The sequence below is a fragment of the Streptomyces hydrogenans genome (assembly GCF_014656075.1).
GTDB classification, from domain to species: Bacteria; Actinomycetota; Actinomycetes; order Streptomycetales; family Streptomycetaceae; genus Streptomyces; species Streptomyces hydrogenans.
Map to the genome: position 1 here is coordinate 22,646 of NZ_BNBS01000005.1, position 17,584 is coordinate 40,229.

Annotated in this window: 13 protein-coding genes and 1 pseudogene; 3 read left to right on the forward strand and 11 right to left on the reverse strand. The window is 71.2% G+C overall.

What is annotated here, in order from left to right:
• Nucleotides 1–312: 312 nt before the first annotated feature.
• Nucleotides 313–789: an AbfB domain-containing protein gene (locus tag IE321_RS43125; RefSeq protein ID WP_372470316.1), complete on the reverse strand. Its 477-nt coding sequence runs from the start codon at nt 787–789 to the stop codon at nt 313–315.
• A gap of 18 nt (nt 790–807) precedes the next feature.
• Nucleotides 808–3,138: pseudogene (locus tag IE321_RS03695) on the reverse strand (AbfB domain-containing protein); the annotation flags it as partial.
• A 746-nt stretch (nt 3,139–3,884) separates the two neighbouring features.
• Here IE321_RS03695 and IE321_RS03700 point away from each other — a divergent pair.
• Nucleotides 3,885–5,147 (forward strand): glycoside hydrolase family 16 protein, encoded by a 1,263-nt coding sequence (locus tag IE321_RS03700; protein WP_190221750.1) that lies wholly within the window; start codon nt 3,885–3,887, stop codon nt 5,145–5,147.
• A gap of 161 nt (nt 5,148–5,308) precedes the next feature.
• On the opposite strand, the gene IE321_RS03705 is transcribed toward IE321_RS03700, so the two are convergent.
• The 3 genes from IE321_RS03705 to IE321_RS03715 all read right to left on the reverse strand — a co-directional run bounded on the left by IE321_RS03705 (nt 5,309) and on the right by IE321_RS03715 (nt 9,510).
• On the reverse strand, nt 5,309–6,655 hold the full coding sequence (locus tag IE321_RS03705) for an MFS transporter (protein ID WP_190221751.1): 1,347 nt from the start codon (nt 6,653–6,655) through the stop codon (nt 5,309–5,311).
• Between the two features lie 115 nt (nt 6,656–6,770).
• Nucleotides 6,771–7,940: an acyl-CoA dehydrogenase family protein gene (locus IE321_RS03710; protein WP_190221752.1), complete on the reverse strand. Its 1,170-nt coding sequence runs from the start codon at nt 7,938–7,940 to the stop codon at nt 6,771–6,773.
• Nucleotides 7,941–7,953: 13 nt separating this feature from the next.
• Nucleotides 7,954–9,510 (reverse strand): acyl-CoA synthetase, encoded by a 1,557-nt coding sequence (locus IE321_RS03715; RefSeq protein ID WP_190221753.1) that lies wholly within the window; start codon nt 9,508–9,510, stop codon nt 7,954–7,956.
• A 113-nt stretch (nt 9,511–9,623) separates the two neighbouring features.
• On the opposite strand from IE321_RS03715, the gene IE321_RS03720 reads away from it, so the two are divergent.
• On the forward strand, nt 9,624–10,250 hold the full coding sequence (locus IE321_RS03720) for a TetR/AcrR family transcriptional regulator (RefSeq protein WP_190221754.1): 627 nt from the start codon (nt 9,624–9,626) through the stop codon (nt 10,248–10,250).
• 116 nt (nt 10,251–10,366) lie between these two features.
• On the forward strand, nt 10,367–11,554 hold the full coding sequence (locus tag IE321_RS03725) for a serine hydrolase domain-containing protein (RefSeq protein WP_190221755.1): 1,188 nt from the start codon (nt 10,367–10,369) through the stop codon (nt 11,552–11,554).
• A 416-nt stretch (nt 11,555–11,970) separates the two neighbouring features.
• On the opposite strand, the gene IE321_RS03730 is transcribed toward IE321_RS03725, so the two are convergent.
• The 6 genes from IE321_RS03730 to IE321_RS03755 form a co-directional block, all read right to left on the reverse strand.
• Nucleotides 11,971–12,867, reverse strand: coding sequence for a hypothetical protein (locus IE321_RS03730; protein WP_190221756.1), 897 nt, complete (start codon nt 12,865–12,867; stop codon nt 11,971–11,973).
• An 88-nt stretch (nt 12,868–12,955) separates the two neighbouring features.
• Nucleotides 12,956–13,948 (reverse strand): DUF6083 domain-containing protein, encoded by a 993-nt coding sequence (locus IE321_RS03735; RefSeq protein WP_190221757.1) that lies wholly within the window; start codon nt 13,946–13,948, stop codon nt 12,956–12,958.
• Between the two features lie 255 nt (nt 13,949–14,203).
• Complete coding sequence (locus IE321_RS03740) at nt 14,204–14,617, reverse strand: STAS domain-containing protein (protein ID WP_190221758.1); 414 nt, start codon at nt 14,615–14,617, stop codon at nt 14,204–14,206.
• A 614-nt stretch (nt 14,618–15,231) separates the two neighbouring features.
• Nucleotides 15,232–16,122: an SDR family oxidoreductase gene (locus IE321_RS03745; protein ID WP_190221759.1), complete on the reverse strand. Its 891-nt coding sequence runs from the start codon at nt 16,120–16,122 to the stop codon at nt 15,232–15,234.
• A gap of 128 nt (nt 16,123–16,250) precedes the next feature.
• Nucleotides 16,251–16,574, reverse strand: a complete 324-nt coding sequence (locus IE321_RS03750; RefSeq protein WP_190221760.1) for a plasmid stabilization protein — start codon at nt 16,572–16,574, stop codon at nt 16,251–16,253.
• Nucleotides 16,575–16,637: 63 nt separating this feature from the next.
• Nucleotides 16,638–17,582: a ferredoxin family protein gene (locus IE321_RS03755; protein ID WP_190221761.1), complete on the reverse strand. Its 945-nt coding sequence runs from the start codon at nt 17,580–17,582 to the stop codon at nt 16,638–16,640.
• Nucleotides 17,583–17,584: the final 2 nt, after the last annotated feature.

Genomic DNA, 17,584 nt, shown 5'->3' on the forward strand with positions numbered 1-17,584 from the left:
GCACCAGGGCTCCCGCCGAACGCGCCCCCCCTGCGCGCCGTCATGGCCGCCGTCGGCCTGGCGGTCGGGGCCGGCGCCCGTCGTCCTCGGCTGGGGCACCGTCCCCGACCAACTCGTCCGCCGGCCGGGGCAACCGCTCCTCCGGCGGCGAGGCATGGTTCCGGCCGGTCGACGGGATCCTCGGCCCGTACGGCCTGCGGCTGCGGACCGTCTGAGTCCGTGACGCCGAACGGGTCCTTCCGGGCACAAGCGCCCGGAAGGACCCGCTGTACGGCTGCCCGTCCGGCCCGCATGGGCCGGACGGGGTTCGCGTCAGGCCGCCCAGGGCGCCTCGACCGACCAGCTGCTGTCGGCGCCGAGGGTCTGGGGGCGGTCGAAGCCCCCGCTTCCCGCGCCCGAGGCGAGGTACACCGCGGAGTCGAAGTGGCGCAGGTAGGAGCCGGGGATGTTCAGCGACTCGAAGGTGACGCCGGTCCCGCCCATGCCCGGGCGGGCACAGAAGGTGGCGTCCTGGCGGAAGAGCGCCGTGCCGTCGTCGGTCGCCGTGCGGACCCGGCTGTCGGCGTGACGCAGGTACCGGCCGGGGTAGTTCACCGACTCGAACGAGTAGCACGAGGAGTCGGCGAGACCGCGGCGCAGCGTGAAGGTGGCGTCCTGTTTCAGCAGGGTGCCGCTGCCCGCGTTCACGATCTCGGTCCACGCGAGGCTGTCGGCGTGCCGCAGGTAGCGGTCGGTGTGCCCCCAGGTGGTGACGCGCAGCGAGCGCCGCACGTCGGTGGGCAGGAGCACCGAGCTGCGCCACAGGGCGGGCTCGCCGGTGTTCCAGGTCGCGTCGGCGGCGAAGGAGGACGCCGTGTCCCAGGCGTTCGGGCCGCCGCTGCGGGCGAGGTACACGCCGTCGGCGTAGTGGCGCAGATAGGAGCCGGGGAAGTTGAGCGACTCGTACGAGGTGCCGCCGGCCGCGAGTCCGGTGCGGGCGCACCAGGTGGCGTCGGCCGCGAACGGGCCGCCGGTGTCGCCGTCGAGGCGGACGCGGCCGCCGGAGTGGCGCAGGTAGCGGCCCGGGAGGTTCACCGACTCGAAGGAGTAGCAGCGGGGGTCGGCGAGTCCGGTGACGATGCGGAACGAGGCGTCCTGGCGGGCACCGTCGGCGGAGGCCGCGGTCAGCGCGTCGGTCCGCGCCAGGGAGTCGGCGTGGCGGAGGTAGCGGTCGGTGTGGCCGGGGGTGGTGACCCGGAAGGAGCGGACGTGGCCCGGGCTGAGCCCCGGTGCGGCGTTGAGGTTGCGGGAGGCGGCGATGAGGGCGCCGTGGGCGGCCCGGAGCCGGGCGGTGTCGACCTTCTGGACCCTGCGGTCGTAGCTGAACAGGCCGTTGTACTCGCCCTCGACGTCGGTGATCTCGGTGTAGACGTACGCGGACAGGCCCTTGGTGAGCATCAGCTGCTGGGTGTCGCGGACCATGCCGGTGTAGCGGTCGTCGAGCTGCGCGGCGCTGGACACCTGCTCGTAGGCGAAGAACCGGCCGTCGGGGCTGTACTCGTGGCCGGGTGTGCGCAGGCCGATGCCGCCGAACTCGCCGAGCACGGAGACGCGGGTGGCGGACGGCCTGGGCCCGTCGGGTCCGGTGTAGACGTGCCAGTCGATGATGTCACCGGTGCCCGGGTCGCCCTTGGATGCGCAGCAGTTGTAGCCGCTGTGCGGGTTCATCAGCCGGCCGGGGTCGTAGTTCTCCAGGTCGGTGGTGATCCGTCGGGTGTCGTCGAGGTTCCACTCCCCCCAGCCCTCGTTGAAGGGGACGTAGGTGACGACGGCGGGCGAGAAGCGGTGTTCGTCGATGATCTCGCGGGCCTCGGTCTCGAACTCGGAGATCTGGGCCGGGGTCCGGTCGGCGTCGAAGGCCGGGGTGGAGGGGATGTCCTGCCACACCAGCAGTCCGAGCCGGTCGGCGTGGTAGTACCAGCGGGCGGGCTCGACCTTGATGTGCTTGCGCACCATGTTGAAGCCGAGGTCCTTGTGTTTCTGCAGGTCGGAGGCGAGGGCTGCGTCGGTGGGCGCGGTGTAGAGGCCGTCGGGCCAGAAGCCCTGGTCGAGGGTGCCGATCTGGAAGACGAACTCGCCGTTCAGGGTGGGCCTCATGACGCCGTTGACCAGCTTCTTGCCGATCTCCCGCATGCCGAAGTAGCTGGTGACGGTGTCCACGGCGGCGCCTGACGGGTTGCGCAGGGTGACCCGCAGGTCGTGGAGGAAGGGGTCGTCGGGCGACCATCGCCGGGCGTTCGGCACGGGGACCGAGAACTCGGTGAAGCCGCCGGTGGCCGTGCCGACGACCTGGGTGCCGTTCAGCGCCTCGGCCTGGACGCTGTGGCCGCTGACGTCGCCCCGGGTGAAGACCTTGACGCGGGCGGTGTTCGTCGCGAGGTCGGCCCGGATGTCGACCGAGTAGATCGACGAGGCGGGGGTGGGTTCCAGCCAGACGGTCTGCCAGATGCCCGAGGTGGGCGTGTAGAAGATGCCGCCGGGGTTGACGGTCTGCTTGCCGACGGGCTGCTTCTCGCCGCGGCCGTCGGTGGGGTCGTAGACGCGCACGATCAGTTCGTTGGCGCCGGCGCGCAGCTGCGGGGTGATGTCGACCTCGAAGCGGTCGTAGCCGCCGCGGTGGCCGGTGACGCGGGTTCCGTTGACCCAGACGGTGGCCTCGTAGTCGACGGCGCCGAAGTGGAGCTGGACCCGGCGGCCGGACCAGTTCTGGGGCACGGTGAAGGTGCGGCGGTAGAACATCAGGTCGCGGTTGTCGTTGCGCATGATCCCGGAGAGCGCGGACTCCACCGGGTACGGGACGAGGATGCGCTCGGGCAGGGTCTGGCCGACCGGCGGCGCGGCGTTGCGGTCGACGTTGCCGGCGCCGTCGACGGGCGGGTTGAGGAACTCCCACTCCCCGTTCAGGGACAGCCAGTCGGGCCGCGTCATCTGGGGACGCGGGTAGTCGGGCAGCGGGTTCGTGGTGGACACCTGGGAGGTCCACGGGGTGGTCAGGGGCGGCGTCTTCGGGACGACGGCGGAGGCGGCGGCGGTGCCGGTGAAGACAAGTCCTCCGGCCATCGCCAACAGGGCCGCCAGACAGGCGACGATGCGTCGCATCGAACTCCTCCTGGGCAGGACGGCGCCCGGACTCGCCGGCGCGCCGACCTTCCGGGAGGTCGAAGTCCGGTGATTCCGTGCGGAGTTGGCGAGCGGCTCAAACGGCGGGGAAGTGCCCCGCTCCTCGGACGGGCCGAGGTGCCGGGGAACCTAACACGTAGCAGTTCTCAACGGAATCCCCCGAAGAAAACCATGAAATCAAACAATTACTGTCGCGCGGTGCGGTCAGGTCCGTACCAGCTCCTTGACATGCACATCTCACCCCTCGATGCTGCCGACAGGTCTTACATCGTTGTACACGCGCCGAGCCACTCACGGGAGTACCCATGCACGATGCACCCCGTCCGAGGGACCTCCGGCCGGCCGGGAGCGGCGCCCGCACCCGGCCCGGGCCCGGCCCTTCCATGCCCTCGGCCGCCCGAACCGCGGCGGGCCGGGTGGGACCGGGTCCGCCGGCGCGACGGCGACGCGGGCCCCCGACGATCGCCCCACAGGACTCCGGGCCGTCCCCGCGCTCCCTCAAGCCGGCCTTAAGCGAGCGTTAAGCCGCAGGCCACCGAGGAAAAGCGCAGGTCAGCAGCGCGTAAGGAGTGACTCCTGACGTTGCCATGACAATCACCTCTCCGTAATACTCACTGCCCACGGACGACTTCGCGTCGGATTGAGAGCGCTCTCAGGCGACGCCCCGCGGGTTCGCCCCGCCCTGTCGCCCTCGTTCCCCACCCCCCAGACAAGGGAGCACGCCCATGGCTGCTGCTCATCGCACACGACGCCGGTCCTTCGGCGGCGTGGTGCTCGTCCTCGCCGCCGCCCTCGTCGCGGCCGTCCTCATCTCGTTCAGCGGATCGGTCGCACCGCGGGCCGATGCCGCGGTCGCCGCGCAGACCTGGTCCGACGAATTCGACGGCGCGGCCGGCCGCGCGCCCGACGGTGCCAAGTGGACGCTGGAGACAGGCGGTTCGGGCTACGGCAACCACGAGCTGCAGTACTACACCAACAGCACGTCCAACGCCGCGCTCGACGGCCAGGGCCATCTGGTCATCACGGCGAGGAAGAACACCGACGCCGGACTCGGCTGCTGGTACGGCCAGTGTCAGTACACCTCGGCCCGGCTGAACACGGCCCGGACCTTCACCCAGGCGTACGGCCGCTTCGAGGCCCGCATCAAGATCCCCCGCGGTCAGGGCATCTGGCCGGCGTTCTGGATGCTCGGCAACGACCTCGGGACCGTGGGCTGGCCCAACAGCGGCGAGATCGACATCATGGAGAACATCGGCCGCGAGCCCAACACCGTGCACGGCACGGTGCACGGCCCCGGCTACTCGGGAGCGGGCGGCCTCGGCGCCGCGTACAGCCTGCCCGGCGGCCGCGCCTTCGCCGACGACTTCCACGTGTTCGCCGTCGACTGGAGCCCCAACGCGATCGTCTGGTCGGTGGACGGCACCACGTACAAGACCCTCACCCCGGCCGACACCGGCGGCAACAAGTGGGTCTTCGACCACCCGTTCTTCATCATCCTCAACCTCGCGGTCGGCGGCGACTGGCCCGGCAGCCCCGACGGGTCCACGGCCTTCCCGCAGACGATGACCGTCGACTACGTCCGCGCCTCCTCCTCCGGCAGCGCGCCGGCCGCCCGCCCGATCCGCGGCATCGGCGGCATGTGCGTCGACGTGGCCGGTGCCTCCAGCGCCGACCGCACTCCCATCCAGCTGCACGACTGCACCGGAAACGCCGCCCAGCAGTGGACCGTCGGCGGCGACGGCACCGTCCGCGCCCTCGGCAAGTGCCTGGACGTGGCGGGCGGTTCCACCGCGGACGGCACGGTCGTCCAGCTCTACACCTGCAACGGCACGAACGCCCAGAAGTGGACGTACACCGCCGCACACGAATTCATCAACGTCGGCGCCAACAAGTGCCTGGACGCCAAGGGCAACTCCTCGGCCGACGGAACCCGGCTCCAGACCTGGACGTGCAACGGCGTGGCCGGCCAGAAGTGGACCCTCGGCTGACCGTTCCGGCCCGGCGGACGGGCCCTCCCGTCCGCCTCGCAGGTCTCGGTGAGGTGAACCTCGTAGCCGTCCCGGAAGACGTGGTGCTTCACGCTCCCCCGCCCCCGCAACCCGGCCCGACCGCTCCTCGGTCGTGACTTCCTGCTTGTTCGACCGGCGGCTCAGTGCGCTCCGCCCGCCGGCCTGTGGTCCAGGCCCAGGCGGTGGGCGTCGCGCTCCGGTCGGATGGAGGTCAGGGCCAGCAGGCCGGCGACGAGCATCACCGCGGTGGCGGTGAGGAAGGCCGCGGTGTAGCCATGGGCGGGGGTCTCGCCCGCGTCGATGAGATGGCCGGTCAGGGACGGGGCGACGAGGCCGGGCAGGGTGCCGATGCCGGCGACGATGCCGAAGACGGCGCCGCGCTGAGAGGTGGGCACGACCTCGGCCGTGGTCATGTAGTGCAGGGGAACGGCGATGGCGATCGTGCCGAAGGCCAGTCCGATCAGGATCAGTCGGGCCCCGGTGCTTTCGATGAACGGGAAGGCGGCCATCGCGCAGGCGGCGACGCACACCGCGATGCTCTGGGCGGCCCCGCTCGACCAGCGGCTGCTGACCCCGCGCGCCTTGAGCGCGTCCACGACCGGGGAGATGGCGAGCAGCAGGAGCAGGCCGTAACCGGAGATGACGCTGATGGTGGTCGCGGCGGACTCCGCCGACATGTCCAGCTCGGTCCTGAGGTAGGCGGGGAGCCAGGCATGGCTGAGGGAGAGCGCCCATGCCGCGCCGAACGCGCTGGCGATGCTGCCCAGGACCGTGCCGGTCGACAGGAGCCTGCGGTACGGCAGCCGGGGGCCGTCACCCTTCCCGGTCCCGGCCCCGGTGCGGGTGCGGGTCCCGGTGCGGGCGTGGTCGTAGGGGCCGTCGTGGCCTGCCTGCCACCACACCAATGCCCAGATCGCGCTGACGGCGGCGAGGACGGCGTAGGCCGAGCGCCATCCGTATGCCTCGATGAGCCAGGTCACCAGAGGTGCCGCGATGAGCGTGCCCAGGGCCGCCCCGCCGATCTGGAGGGCCGAGGGCAGTGCGCGGCGCTCGGGCGGGAACCACTTGTACAGGGCGTGCATGGACATGGAGGCGGCCGGTCCCTCGGCGGCGCCGAGCAGGATGCGGCCGGCGAGCAGGGTGGGTACCGAGGCCACGGCCAGGACGGGCAGCTGGGCGACCGCCCACAGCAGTGTCATGCCGAAGAGCAGGACGCGGCTGGAGAGGCTGGTGGAGAGGAAGCCGACGAGCAGTCCGGAGAGGCTGAAGAGGAAGTAGAAGGAGCTGGAGATCAGGCCGTAGGTGCTGTTGCTGAGGTTCAGCTCGTCCATGATCGGGACGGCGGCGAGGCCGAGTACCGACTTGTCGGCGAAGTTGATGACCATGAAGGTCACGATCAGGGCGGTGATCAGCCAGGCGCGGCGGCGGTCGGGAGCGGGCGCGGGGGCGGCGGTGTGCCGCGCGTGCGCGGCGGTGTGCGGTGCCATGGGGCGACTCCTGCGGATGCGGGTGGAGCGGGGGCGAGCGGGTGGGCGGTTCCCCGTGGTCGCGGACCCCGGCCGAGCGGGGCCCGCGGTGCCGCCCGGACACCAAGGTGGTCGGTCAGATCAGCGCCTTGGCGATGGCGTTCTTGTGCACCTCGGTGGTGCCGGTGACGATCCGGAACATGCGCAGGCTGCGGAAGATCTGCTCGACTTCGTGGCCGCGGGTCAGCCCGGCCTTGCCGTGGATCTGGACGGCCTGGTCGGCGACGCGGAAGGCCGCCTCGGAGGTGAACAGCTTGCACATGTTGGCCTCGACGGAGATGTTGTCGCCCCGGTCGGCCTTGGCGGCGGTGGCCATCACCATCGAGCGAGCGGCGTAGACCTCGGTGGCCATCTCGGCGATCTTGTGGTGGATCGCCTGGTGGGCGAGGAGCGGCTGTCCGAAGACGACGCGGTTCATGGCGTACGCCACCGACAGGTCCCAGGCACGGCGGGCGGCGCCGATCAGGGAAGGGCAGTGCAGCAGGCGGTTGAGGGTGATGCGGCCGATGCCGATGCGCAGGCCCTGGCCGATCTCGCCGAGGAGGCCGGCGGCGGGGATCCGGCAGTCGTCGAAGACGATGTCGCCTTCCATCTGCTGTCCGGACATGGGGACTTCGCCGTCGAGGACGGTGCAGCCGGGGGTGTCCAGGTCGACGAGGAAGGCGCTGTACGTCTCCTCCTCGCCGGCCATGCGGGCGACGACGATCGCGAAGTCCGCGAAGGGGGCGGCGGAGGAGAACACCTTCTTGCCGTTGAGGACGTAGCCGTCCCCGTCCGGGGTGGCGGTGGTCGTCATCCGGCGCACGTCCGAGCCGGCGTCCTCCTCGGTGAGGGAGAAGCAGCACGCCCGCTCCCCCCTGACGACGGGCATGAGGTAGCGCTCCCGCTGCTCCTCGGTGGCGTACTTGACGATCGCGCCGACTCGCAGGGGTCCGCCCATGTCGCCGAGGACGGAGTGGGAGAGCGTGGCTCCGGAGGCGGTCAGCTCCTCCTTGAGGGCGCACAGCTCGAAGAAGCCGAGGCCTTGTCCGCCCAGCTCCGGCGGCAGGCTGATGCCGTAGAAGCCGAGCTCCGCGCTGCGCTTCCAGACGTGTTCGAGGGTGGTGCGGTCGAGCTTCGTCTCCGCGGTGAGACCGTGCTCGCGCTCGTACGGGATGAGCTCGTCACGCAGGTAGGAGCGCAGGCGTACGACGAGGTCCTGGAGGCGCGGGTTGTCGTCGTAGGAGGGTTCGAGGGTGAAGGGCATGCCGGGGTCCTGTTCAGTTGACGCGGCGCTCGGCGCCCGCCCAGTAGCGGTCGCGGATGGCGCGGCGGTCGATCTTGCCGTTGGGGTTGTGGGGCAGCGCGGCGACGAAGTCGACGGAGCGGGGCTTCTTCATGCGGGCCAGGTGCTCGGCGCAGAAGTCGATGAGCGCGGTGTCCGTGAGGGTGGCGCCGTCGCGAGGCACGACGACGGCCTTGACGGCTTCGCCCCACTGCTCGTCCGGGACGCCGACGACGGCGGCCTCGTAGACGTCGGGGTGCTGGTGCAGGACGGACTCGACCTCGACGGCGTAGATGTTGAAGCCGCCGGAGACGATCATGTCCTTCTTGCGGTCGACGATGAAGACGTAGCCGTCCGCGCGGCGGCGGGCGAGGTCGCCCGTGAGGAACCAGCCGTCGCGGAACGTCTCCGCGGTGAGGTTCGGCTCGTTGTGGTAGCCGGGTACGACGTCGGGTCCGCGGACGGCGATCTCGCCGATCTCGCCGTCGGCGAGGGGCTGCCCCGCGTCGTCGACGATGGCGACCTCGGCCTCGGCGAGCGGCCGTCCGCAGGACAGCAGCAGTTCCTCGTCCTCGCCGTCGATCGCCCGGCGGTGGTCCTCGGTGGAGAGGGACAGCACGCCGGAGGTGGTCTCGCCGCATCCGTACCCCTGGGAGAGGACGGGGCCGAAGAGGTCCCAGGCGGCCCTGATGCGGGCCGGTGACATCGGCGCGGCGCCGTAGATCAGCCGGCGCAGGCTGGAGAGGTCGTAGTCGCGGGCGTTCGGCAGCGCGAGGACGGTGTTGACCATCGTCGGCACGACGAAGGCATGGGTGGCGCGTTCGCGCTGGACGGTGGCGAGGAACTCCTCGGCGTCCCAGTGGGGCAGGACGATCGCACAGCCGCCGGCGAAGAAGATCCCCATCAGGGGCATGCCGGAGGCGTGGGTGACCGGTCCGGCCAGGATCTGGCGGCCGCCGGGTCCGACCCGGGCGTCGGCGCTCATCACCGACTTGCGCATCAGCGCGAGCCGGTTGCCGTACGTCTGCACCGCCGCCTTGAGCTTGCCGGTGGAGCCCGAGGTGAAGTGCAGTACGGCGATGTCGCCCTCGTCGCACTCCGCGTCGGCGGGCTGCGGCTCGGTGCCTGCGAGGGTCTCGGCATAGCCGGGGCCGAGATCGCTCGGGCCGTCGTAGCCGAGGACGGTCTTCACTCCCGTGCCGGGGACCGCGGCGCGGGCGATGTCCAGGTGTGCGGCATCCGTCAGGAGGACGGACGCGTCGGACTCGGCGAGCAGGTGGGCCACCTCGGCGGTACCGAGTCTGGCGTTGAGGGGCGCCCGGGTGAGGCCGGCCTTGTAGAGGGCCGTCTCCGTGACGACCAGTTCCGCTCGGTTGGCCGCGAGGGTGGCCACGCGGTCGCCCCGGTTCAGGCCGAGGGCGCGCAAGGCGGTCGCGAGCCGGTCGCTGTGGTCGTCGAGTTCGGCATAGGTCAGCCGGACGGGGCCGCAGACCACGGCCTCGGCATCGGGTTGGTGGCCGGCAGTCCGGCGTACGTACCGCCCGAGGTTCATCGCGCCTCCAGAGTTTCCGAACAGTGTGTCTGTTAACAATCTTGGTGTGCGGCAACGTAAAGGCAGCGTTAGGGTCAGGTCAACGGTTCGGACGAGAAGGAAACGAAGTGGACATGAAGCCCGCGGGAGACCGCCGCGTACGCAGGACGCGCGCCGCACTGCGCCAGGCCCTGGTGGAACTGGTCCTGGACAAGGGGTTCCACGCGGTCACGGTCGAGGAGATCACCGAGCGCGCCGACGTCGGCCGCGCCACCTTCTACGCGCACTACCGCGACAAGGAGGACCTCCTGGTCGGCGTCGTCCGCGACCTCGCCGAGGACCGCGAACGCCTCCTGCCGGCGGTTCGACAGGCCCACGCGGAAGGCTTCACCGGCCTGCCGGTGAAGTACATCTTCGAACACGCCGAACAGGAGAAGCCCGTCTACCAGGTCATCCTGCGGGGCGAGGGCGACGGCCGGGCCCTGCGCGAGTTCACCGACCTCATCCGCACGCACGCCGAAGCCGCCTTCCGCGCGCGGGTCGAGCAGCTGGCGGTGACACCGAGGATCCCGCTGGACATCGTCGCGCGGGCCTGGACCGGTGAGCTCATCGGCCTGCTGACGTGGTGGGTGGAGAACGACACCGGTTACGGCGCCGCGGAGATCACCGCCCACCTGCGCGACCTGTCGGTCTACGGACGCGTCTGGGCCACCGGACTCACTCCGTCCGACGCGCCAGGGGCCCTCGACCTCACCCCCTGAGGCGACTCCGCCGACGCGGCCTCACCGCTCCCCCTTCCACCGCACCTGGTCGAGTTACCGAACACTGTGTACGGTAACGAGTCCGGTAGGCGAACGACCGAAGAGCGGAGCGCACGATGACAGGTCTTTCCTCGTCGGCGGACCTCGTATGGGCCCGGGGATACACCGATCCCGCCTGGGCCCGACGACACACGACCTCGGGCCGGGAGCTCCTTCCGAGCCGACGTGTCTGGCGGGGTGCCGGCAGCCCCTCCCCGCTGACCGCCGCACCGGCCGGGGCCCTCGACGACCTCACGTTCACCGGGCCCCACGGGCGGTCTCTCACGCTCCGGGAACTCCTCGCCGTCGCGGAGACCGACGCCCTGCTGGTCATGCACCGCGGCGCCCTCGTCCACGAGCAGTACCTGCACGGCTACGAGCCCCATGTCCCGCACTTCAACGCCTCCGCCGCGAAGTCCTACCTCGGCCTGCTCGCCGCGACCCTCGCCCACGACGGGCAGCTCGCCCGCGACGCCCGGGTCACGAAGTACGTCCCCGAACTCGCCGGCACCGCCTTCGGGGAAGCCGCGGTCGACGACCTCCTCCACATGGGCACCCGCATGAGCTACGCGGGCCGCCCGTACGACAAAGCCCTCGAAGCACAGCGGTACTTCGCCGTCCTCGCCCCCCAACTGCGCCCCTACGGGTACACGGGGCCCGCCACGATCCGCGAACACCTCGCCACCGCTCGGGCGACCGGCGAGCCCGGCACCGAGTTCCGGTACGAGAACGGCAACGTCGAAGCCCTCGCGGAAGTCCTGCGCCGTGTCACCGGCACGACCACCTCGGCCCTCCTGTCCGAGATGATCTGGTCCCGCATCGGCGCCGAGGAGGACGCCTACTACCTCCTCGACGCCGACGGCTCCGAAGCCGCCGCCGGCGGATTCAGCGCCACCGCCCGCGACCTGGCCCGCCTGGGCGAGATGATCCGCTGCGACGGCGCGACGGGCGGCCGCCAGATCGTCCCCGAAGCGGTCGCCGGCACCATCGTCTCCGGCGTGCCCGACGGCTACCCCCGGCGCGTCCGCTTCCCCGCCGCTCCCCCCGACGCGCCGGCCACCCTCTCCTACCACGACCTGTGGTGGATCCCGAACGACCCCTACGGGTCCTTCATGGCCAGCGGCATCCACGGCCAGCGCCTCTTCGTCTGTCCCGCGCTCGACCTGGTCATCGTCCACTACGCGTCCCAGATCGTCTCCCCGGCCGTCCCCCCGACGCCCCTCGTCCAGGCGTTCCTCACGATCGGCACCCACCTCCACGGATGACCGGACCCACAAGGGACGACGCGGTCCGGGTGTCGCAACGCGGCCTCACGGCGACATCGAGCCCAGGCGTCACCCGGCCCGAGGCGTGGGGGCCGAGCGGTGGGGCGCGGTCAGCGGCGTCGCCCGTGACCGGGCAGCCCGGCGGGAATCGCGTACACGCTGGAGCCGCTGCCGGTCGTGACCGGCCTCGCCCATCCCCGAGTCGGGGCCGGCGGCACCATGCGCGGCAGGCCGTCCACGACGGGACGGGCAGCGGGCGCCTGGATCGGCTCTCCGGACAGAGGACACCGTCCGCCCTCGGGCATGAGGTGCTGGGCGAGTGCGTTCTTGAAGGTCACCCGGGTCCAGCTGCCACATGCACCCGATGCCCATGCCCGTCGTCCCGGTACGTCCAGAGCTTGATCTCCTGGGCTCTTCTACTCGTCCGTGTGCGGGGACGGCAGGATCGCGGTGGCCGCTTTCTGGATCACCCGCTGCCGGTAGACCCGCACGATTCCTCTGATCCGGTCGAGGTCGTCGAGGTCGACTCCGTCGATGTCGGCGTCGAGGAGGACCCGGTCGTCGGCGGCACCGTGGGCAGTGAGGGCTTGGCGGAGTTCGGCCAGGGTGCGCATGGCCGGGATCGTCGGCCAGGGGAGGGTGACGAGCTGCGGACCCGGGTGGGAGCTGAGCTCGATACGAGCCTGAACCGTACGCAGGTCGGTGCGGTGGAGGGTGAGTACGGGTTTGCAGGCGTCGGTCAGGACGGAGGCGGGGTGGTCGATGTCGAGGGTCTGCAGCAGGGAGCGGGAGGTGTCGGGCGTGCTGGGAAGCGCGGTCGTGAAGAGGGAGGGGAAGCTGGTTCTGATCAGCTGGACGGACCGCAGCAGCTCGTCCGCCGGTGTGAGGGGCTCGTGGTCCAGGTCGTCGATCGGGTCGTACCGCTCCGCGTAGGGGTACTCGTCGGGGCTCATCCGGTCGTAGTGCTCGACGACGAGGAACTCGAACTCCCTCCCGCGGTGATGCGCCTGGAGATGCTCGTTGACGCGGGAGGCGGTGGGACGGGCGTCCGTGTCCACCATCAGCAGGGACGGCACGTGCGGCGGCCGGCACGGGGCGCACAGCAGGGTGGGAATGCCGACCTCGGCCGCGTGGACGGCGAGGTCCGTCCCCAGGGAGGCTTCAGGGGTGCCGAGTTCCACGACGACGCCGACCTTGCGCCGGTGGACGAGCTCGGCGACGGCGGAGAAGGACTCCCACGGGGTGGGGATCGGTTCTCGGGGGTCACGCGAGGGCTGGGACCGCTCGTCGAATGGCCCGATGGCGCTGGTCAACGGTTCCTCACTCCGAGAGCTGGGGGCGACGTGTCGTGGACGGTTCGAGAGCAGACACTGCCCAGTCGGGGCCGACGCCATGCGCAGATCACCACGCGGGCGGATCGGAGGCGGGCTGCGCCCACCGGCGGTGGACACGGGTCCTGCGCCTCTCGACCCGGTCGCACTCCCAGCACCGCCATCCCTCGGGCTGCCTGCCCACGGTCGAGTGCCAGCATCCGGGGCCGGCGCACACGGTGTTGTCCCCGGTCGGGCCGTCGTGGATGACGATCTCCTCGCCGGACGGCTTCCGGTCGTAGCCCTCGGGCCGCTCGGTCAGGATGTAGTCGTCGTGCAGGAGCGGGTGGAACTGGATCAGTTCGAACGTGACGTGGTCCGGTGCGCCGGAGCCGAAGTGGTCGAGGCACTGCTGCTTCCACCAGCGGCGCAGGTAGTTGAAGTCGTTGACGACCCAGGCCCACATGCGGCCGCCGGTGACCGTGAGGATCTGCTGCCCCTGCCGGCCCGGCGCGTAGGGAATGTCGACCTCCTCCCACTTGCCCTCGTCGAGGTCGAAGACGCCGTTCACACAGCGCTCCCGCGTCCGCGGGTCGGTCGAGATGCACCGCAGTTCGTGGACCTCGCACGGCGCGAGCCGCAGCGTGCCGTAGTAGGAGATGACGTGCCTCACCTCCTGCGCCTCGTCCGGGTCGGGGAAAGCGACCTGCTCCTCGATGACGGGCTCGATGTACGGGGCGAACTCACCCCGCTCGATACGGCCGCGCATCCGGACGGCCAGGCGGGACACCACCTCCTGAAGCTCCTCGGGGAGGTCCGGGTGATCGGCGGCCGGGCAGATCGCCGGGTGCGGGATGCGGCAATACCCGGTGAACGGGTCCCTTCCTGGATAGGCGACCCCCTTGGACAGGTGCCACTGCATCTTCTGGGGCACCGGCTGCGCCGGGAACTCGGGCGACAACGGGATCCGGAGCGTGTCATACCGCTCGAACCACTCGATCGGCGTACCGCAGAACTTGCAGCGGTCCGCGGCCGTACGGCGCAGCAGGCGGGTCTGGTTCGAACGGTGCAGGTGCAACGACACGGCGGTTCCTCGATCCGGTACCGCGGGGCGCACCCCGCGAACGGGAAGGATATTCCACGGAGTTCAGCCGGAAGGCGGGCTCGGCCGCTTGGCTCGCCGGCGGGAACGAAAGCCCGGCGTCGAGAACGTATCGGTTGGATCGGCCGACGTGGCCGGCGCTCGCGTGCGCGTGGAGCTCCGGACGACGTCCCGGCGAGGCCGCCCGCGGTGTCCGCCGCGCCCCGTGCTCGGCCGGCGCGGCACGGGGCGCTCGGTTCAGGTGAGGCCGGCGCTGTCGCGGTCGGGCACGAGGGTGAGGACCATGTCGGTGCGGGTCAGCTCGAAGAGCCGCCGGATCTGTCCGGTGAAGGGCCCGATGAGGAGGAGGGTCCCCGGGCGCCGGTCCGCCTGCATGAGTTCGTTGAGGAAGGAGGAGTCCCCGAACGTCACCCCGGACAGGTCCAGGGCGATGCGTTCGGCGTTCGCCGCGTAGGCGTCGTCGAGCGCGGCGCGGAGGCAGGGCAGCGTGTCGCGGTCGAACTCGCCGCGGACGTTCAGCAGCCAGACGTCCGCCGGTGCGGCAGGATCGCGGTCCACCCGCGCGACACCCCGGGACTTGTAGGTGTGGGGCCCGGACGCGAGGAAGCCCTGCGGGATGCCGTCCTCGGAGAATCTGCGGCTCTTCGTCATACGCGGTTCGCCTGGTTCCTCCGGTGGGACGCTCGGCTGTCTCGCCCCTTCCAGTATGCGCCCGCCCTTGTGGCGGTGGCGGGCAGCGACGGACGACAGGCCCTGCGCGGGTCAGCCGGTCAGACTTCCCAGGCCGATGCGGACACAGACAGTGGCGTCACAGGCAGGGTCGCGGCAGACGGTCGTGTCCCGTGCGACCCGACTGACCAGATCCCACCAGACCACGTACGGGCGGCTTCCGCCCCGGGGCGGGCCGGGGGGCCGCACACCGCTGACCAGAATGTCGAGACCGTCAGGGGCAACCGTCAGTTCCAGCACGCACCCGCCGCCGGCGGCGGAGACCAGCTCGCTGGTGACCAGAGCCGCGTCGTCCTCCGACCTCCGACTCACCGCGTGCCCGAGAAGCAGGGCCTGGTCGGCCAGAAGGTGCACCTCACGCCGGGCCCGCGCCGCGGCCCCGGGCCCACGGGCCAGCCTTCGTCGCCGCCGCACCCACACCTCCACCCGCAGCACCTCCTCGGTCCGCGCTCCTTCTGCGACTGCCCCCGGCCTGCCTGCGAACGCACACCACCCGGACAAAGCTCACAGTCAGCTCGCCGGAACCGCCGCCTGCATCAGGGCAGGGGGGTGCCTCCGGTGGCGTTGACGATCTCGCCGGTGATGTAGCTCGCCCGGGGGGAGGCCAGGAAGACGTAGGCGGGTGCCATCTCCGCCGGCTGGGCCGGGCGGCCCAGCGGGGACTGGGCGCCGAACTTCGTCGTGTCCGGCATCGTCGCGGGGATGAGGGGGGTCCACACGGGTCCGGGAGCGACGCCGTTGACGCGGATGCCCCGCTCGGCGACCATCTGGGCCAGGCCGTGGGTGAAGGAGATGATCGCCGCCTTCGTCATCGCGTAGTCGAGGAGATGGGGGCTGGGCTGATAGCCCTGCACCGAGGTGGTGTTGATGATCGATCCGCCTCGTGGCATGTGGGCCAGGACCGCCCGCGTGAGCCAGAACATGCCGTACAGGTTGGTCTTCATCACCCGGTCGAACTGCTCCGTGGTGATCGCCTCGATCCCGTCGGGCTGGGACATCTGGTAGGCGGCGTTGTTGACGAGCACGTCCACGCGGCCCAGCTCGTCCACAGCACGGTCGATCAGTGCCGCGCACTGGCTCTCGTCGCGGATGTCGCACGGGACGGGTACGGCGGTGCGGCCCGCTTCCCGGACGAGGCGTGCGGTCTCGGCGGCCTCGTCGGTCTCCTCGGCGAGATGGGTGAAGACGATGTCCGCGCCCTCCCTGGCGAAGGCCAGGCATACGGCTCTGCCGATGCCGGAGTCCCCTCCGGTCACCACCGCCGCGCGGTTCGCGAGCACCTCGTGACCCCGGTAGGACTCCTCGCCGTGATCCGGGCGGGGACGCATCTCCTCGGTCGCTCCGGGGTGGTCCTGCTTCTGGTCGGGGAACGGGGGGCGCGGGTGGCGTGTCACCGGGTCGGGAAGGCCGGGTGCGTTCTCAGGCATGGAAGTCTCCGTAGGGGCGCCCCCGAGTCGGGCCGACGGCCGACGTGCCGCGCCCGAGGGCGGGGCGGAGGAACGGGTTCCGTACGGGCGGCCGGACTTGCGGGCAGTCGCTTGGCGGAATGCAGCGGTCAGTGGCCGAGGGCGTTCTTGAGCTGCTGCTTGGTCATGGTCGAGCGGCCGTGGATGTCGCGCTTCTTCGCCTCCTCGTAGAGCTCGTCCTTGGTCCGACCGGAGGAGCCGCCGCCGGACTTCTCGCCACCCCGCTGCGAGGCGGATTTCCCCTGCGTGGAGCTGCGGCTCGCCGTCTTGCTCTCCCCCGACCTGGCCCGCTCCTTGTTGACCGTGCGCGAGGCCATTTCCTTGGCGCGGCTTTCCGACATGCCGCGCTTCTCGCCGGACTCCTTGATGTGCTCGTACTGGCGCTCTCGCTTCGGGCTGGAACCTCGGGGCATGGCGAAGCCTTTCGTCGAAGGGATGTCGATGTCACGGTGCGGCTACCCCGACCGGCCCGCGCCTCACGCGATGCGGTCGGGTATTTCGTCGCGGCCGCCTTCGCGCACGTGAAGCGAGGTGACGTCGTAGTACACCGCCGAGCTGGGCGACAGGGCGCGGCAGGTCAGGGGGTGCGCCGGTGCCCGGTGGGCGTGAACCTCGACCTCGAAGGTCGACAGCCCGGCGAGCCGGCCGGTGACGCGGACCCGCCAGCGGTCGTCGCCCCTGAGCGTCTCCTCGACGGCGTAGTCGTGCCGGCCCGACGGACCCGCGTGGTGGAGGACGGCGGACAGGGCCGCCTGCTGGGGCGGGGTGAGGTCCGTGTAGCCGCGCAGGTGATCCGGGTGGATGCGGTTCGCCAGGTGGTCTTCCACCACCTTCACCGCCGAACGGGCGTCGAGGTCGCCGTAGTAGACGCCGTCGGGCGCGACGGCGACGTTGGCGGCGAACCGGTCGCCTCCCACGTGCGTGCACTCCCACACCAGCTGGGGCCATTCCTCACTCAGCGCACGTGCCACGGGGCGGCCGCGGACCGCGCAGCAGGTGTCGTGCAGGCCATGGGCGCAGACGAGGACGACGGGCGGGTGTCCCTGTTCTCCGGGCCCGTCCAGGGCGGTGACGATGCGCGCCAAGTCCCTGTCGTCGTCCCAGGTTCCCCATTCCTGACGGTGGGCGCCTCCCCGTTCGTGGCGGAGAACGGCCCACCGTGGCCGTTCGTCGGTACGACCGCGGCCGTGGCGCCTGATCAGCAGCACACGGGCGCGGCTCGCCCGTGCGGCGGAGTTCACCCGTGCCTTGATGCCGGGGTCGAGACCGACTCCGTCGAAGCCGTTGAACGGCCAGCCGGCCCGGTACTCGACGAGGATCCAGACCGAGCCGTACGGTGCCGTGCCGGCGATCGGGTCTCCGCGCAGGCGCGCGGCGTCGGAGCAGAGGAAGCGGGCCGGAGGCGGGGTCGGAGTCGTCATCG

What these genes read in the sequence shown, in the direction of transcription:
- IE321_RS03700 (WP_190221750.1), top strand. Translation starts at nt 3,885, where the DNA reads ATGGCTGCTGCTCATCGCACACGACGCCGGTCCTTCGGCGGCGTGGTG.
- IE321_RS03705 (WP_190221751.1), bottom strand. Translation starts at nt 6,655, where the DNA reads ATGGCACCGCACACCGCCGCGCACGCGCGGCACACCGCCGCCCCCGCG.
- IE321_RS03710 (WP_190221752.1), bottom strand. Translation starts at nt 7,940, where the DNA reads ATGCCCTTCACCCTCGAACCCTCCTACGACGACAACCCGCGCCTCCAG.
- IE321_RS03715 (WP_190221753.1), bottom strand. Translation starts at nt 9,510, where the DNA reads ATGAACCTCGGGCGGTACGTACGCCGGACTGCCGGCCACCAACCCGAT.
- IE321_RS03720 (WP_190221754.1), top strand. Translation starts at nt 9,624, where the DNA reads ATGAAGCCCGCGGGAGACCGCCGCGTACGCAGGACGCGCGCCGCACTG.
- IE321_RS03725 (WP_190221755.1), top strand. Translation starts at nt 10,367, where the DNA reads ATGACAGGTCTTTCCTCGTCGGCGGACCTCGTATGGGCCCGGGGATAC.
- IE321_RS03740 (WP_190221758.1), bottom strand. Translation starts at nt 14,617, where the DNA reads ATGACGAAGAGCCGCAGATTCTCCGAGGACGGCATCCCGCAGGGCTTC.
- IE321_RS03745 (WP_190221759.1), bottom strand. Translation starts at nt 16,122, where the DNA reads ATGCCTGAGAACGCACCCGGCCTTCCCGACCCGGTGACACGCCACCCG.
- IE321_RS03750 (WP_190221760.1), bottom strand. Translation starts at nt 16,574, where the DNA reads ATGCCCCGAGGTTCCAGCCCGAAGCGAGAGCGCCAGTACGAGCACATC.
- IE321_RS03755 (WP_190221761.1), bottom strand. Translation starts at nt 17,582, where the DNA reads ATGACGACTCCGACCCCGCCTCCGGCCCGCTTCCTCTGCTCCGACGCC.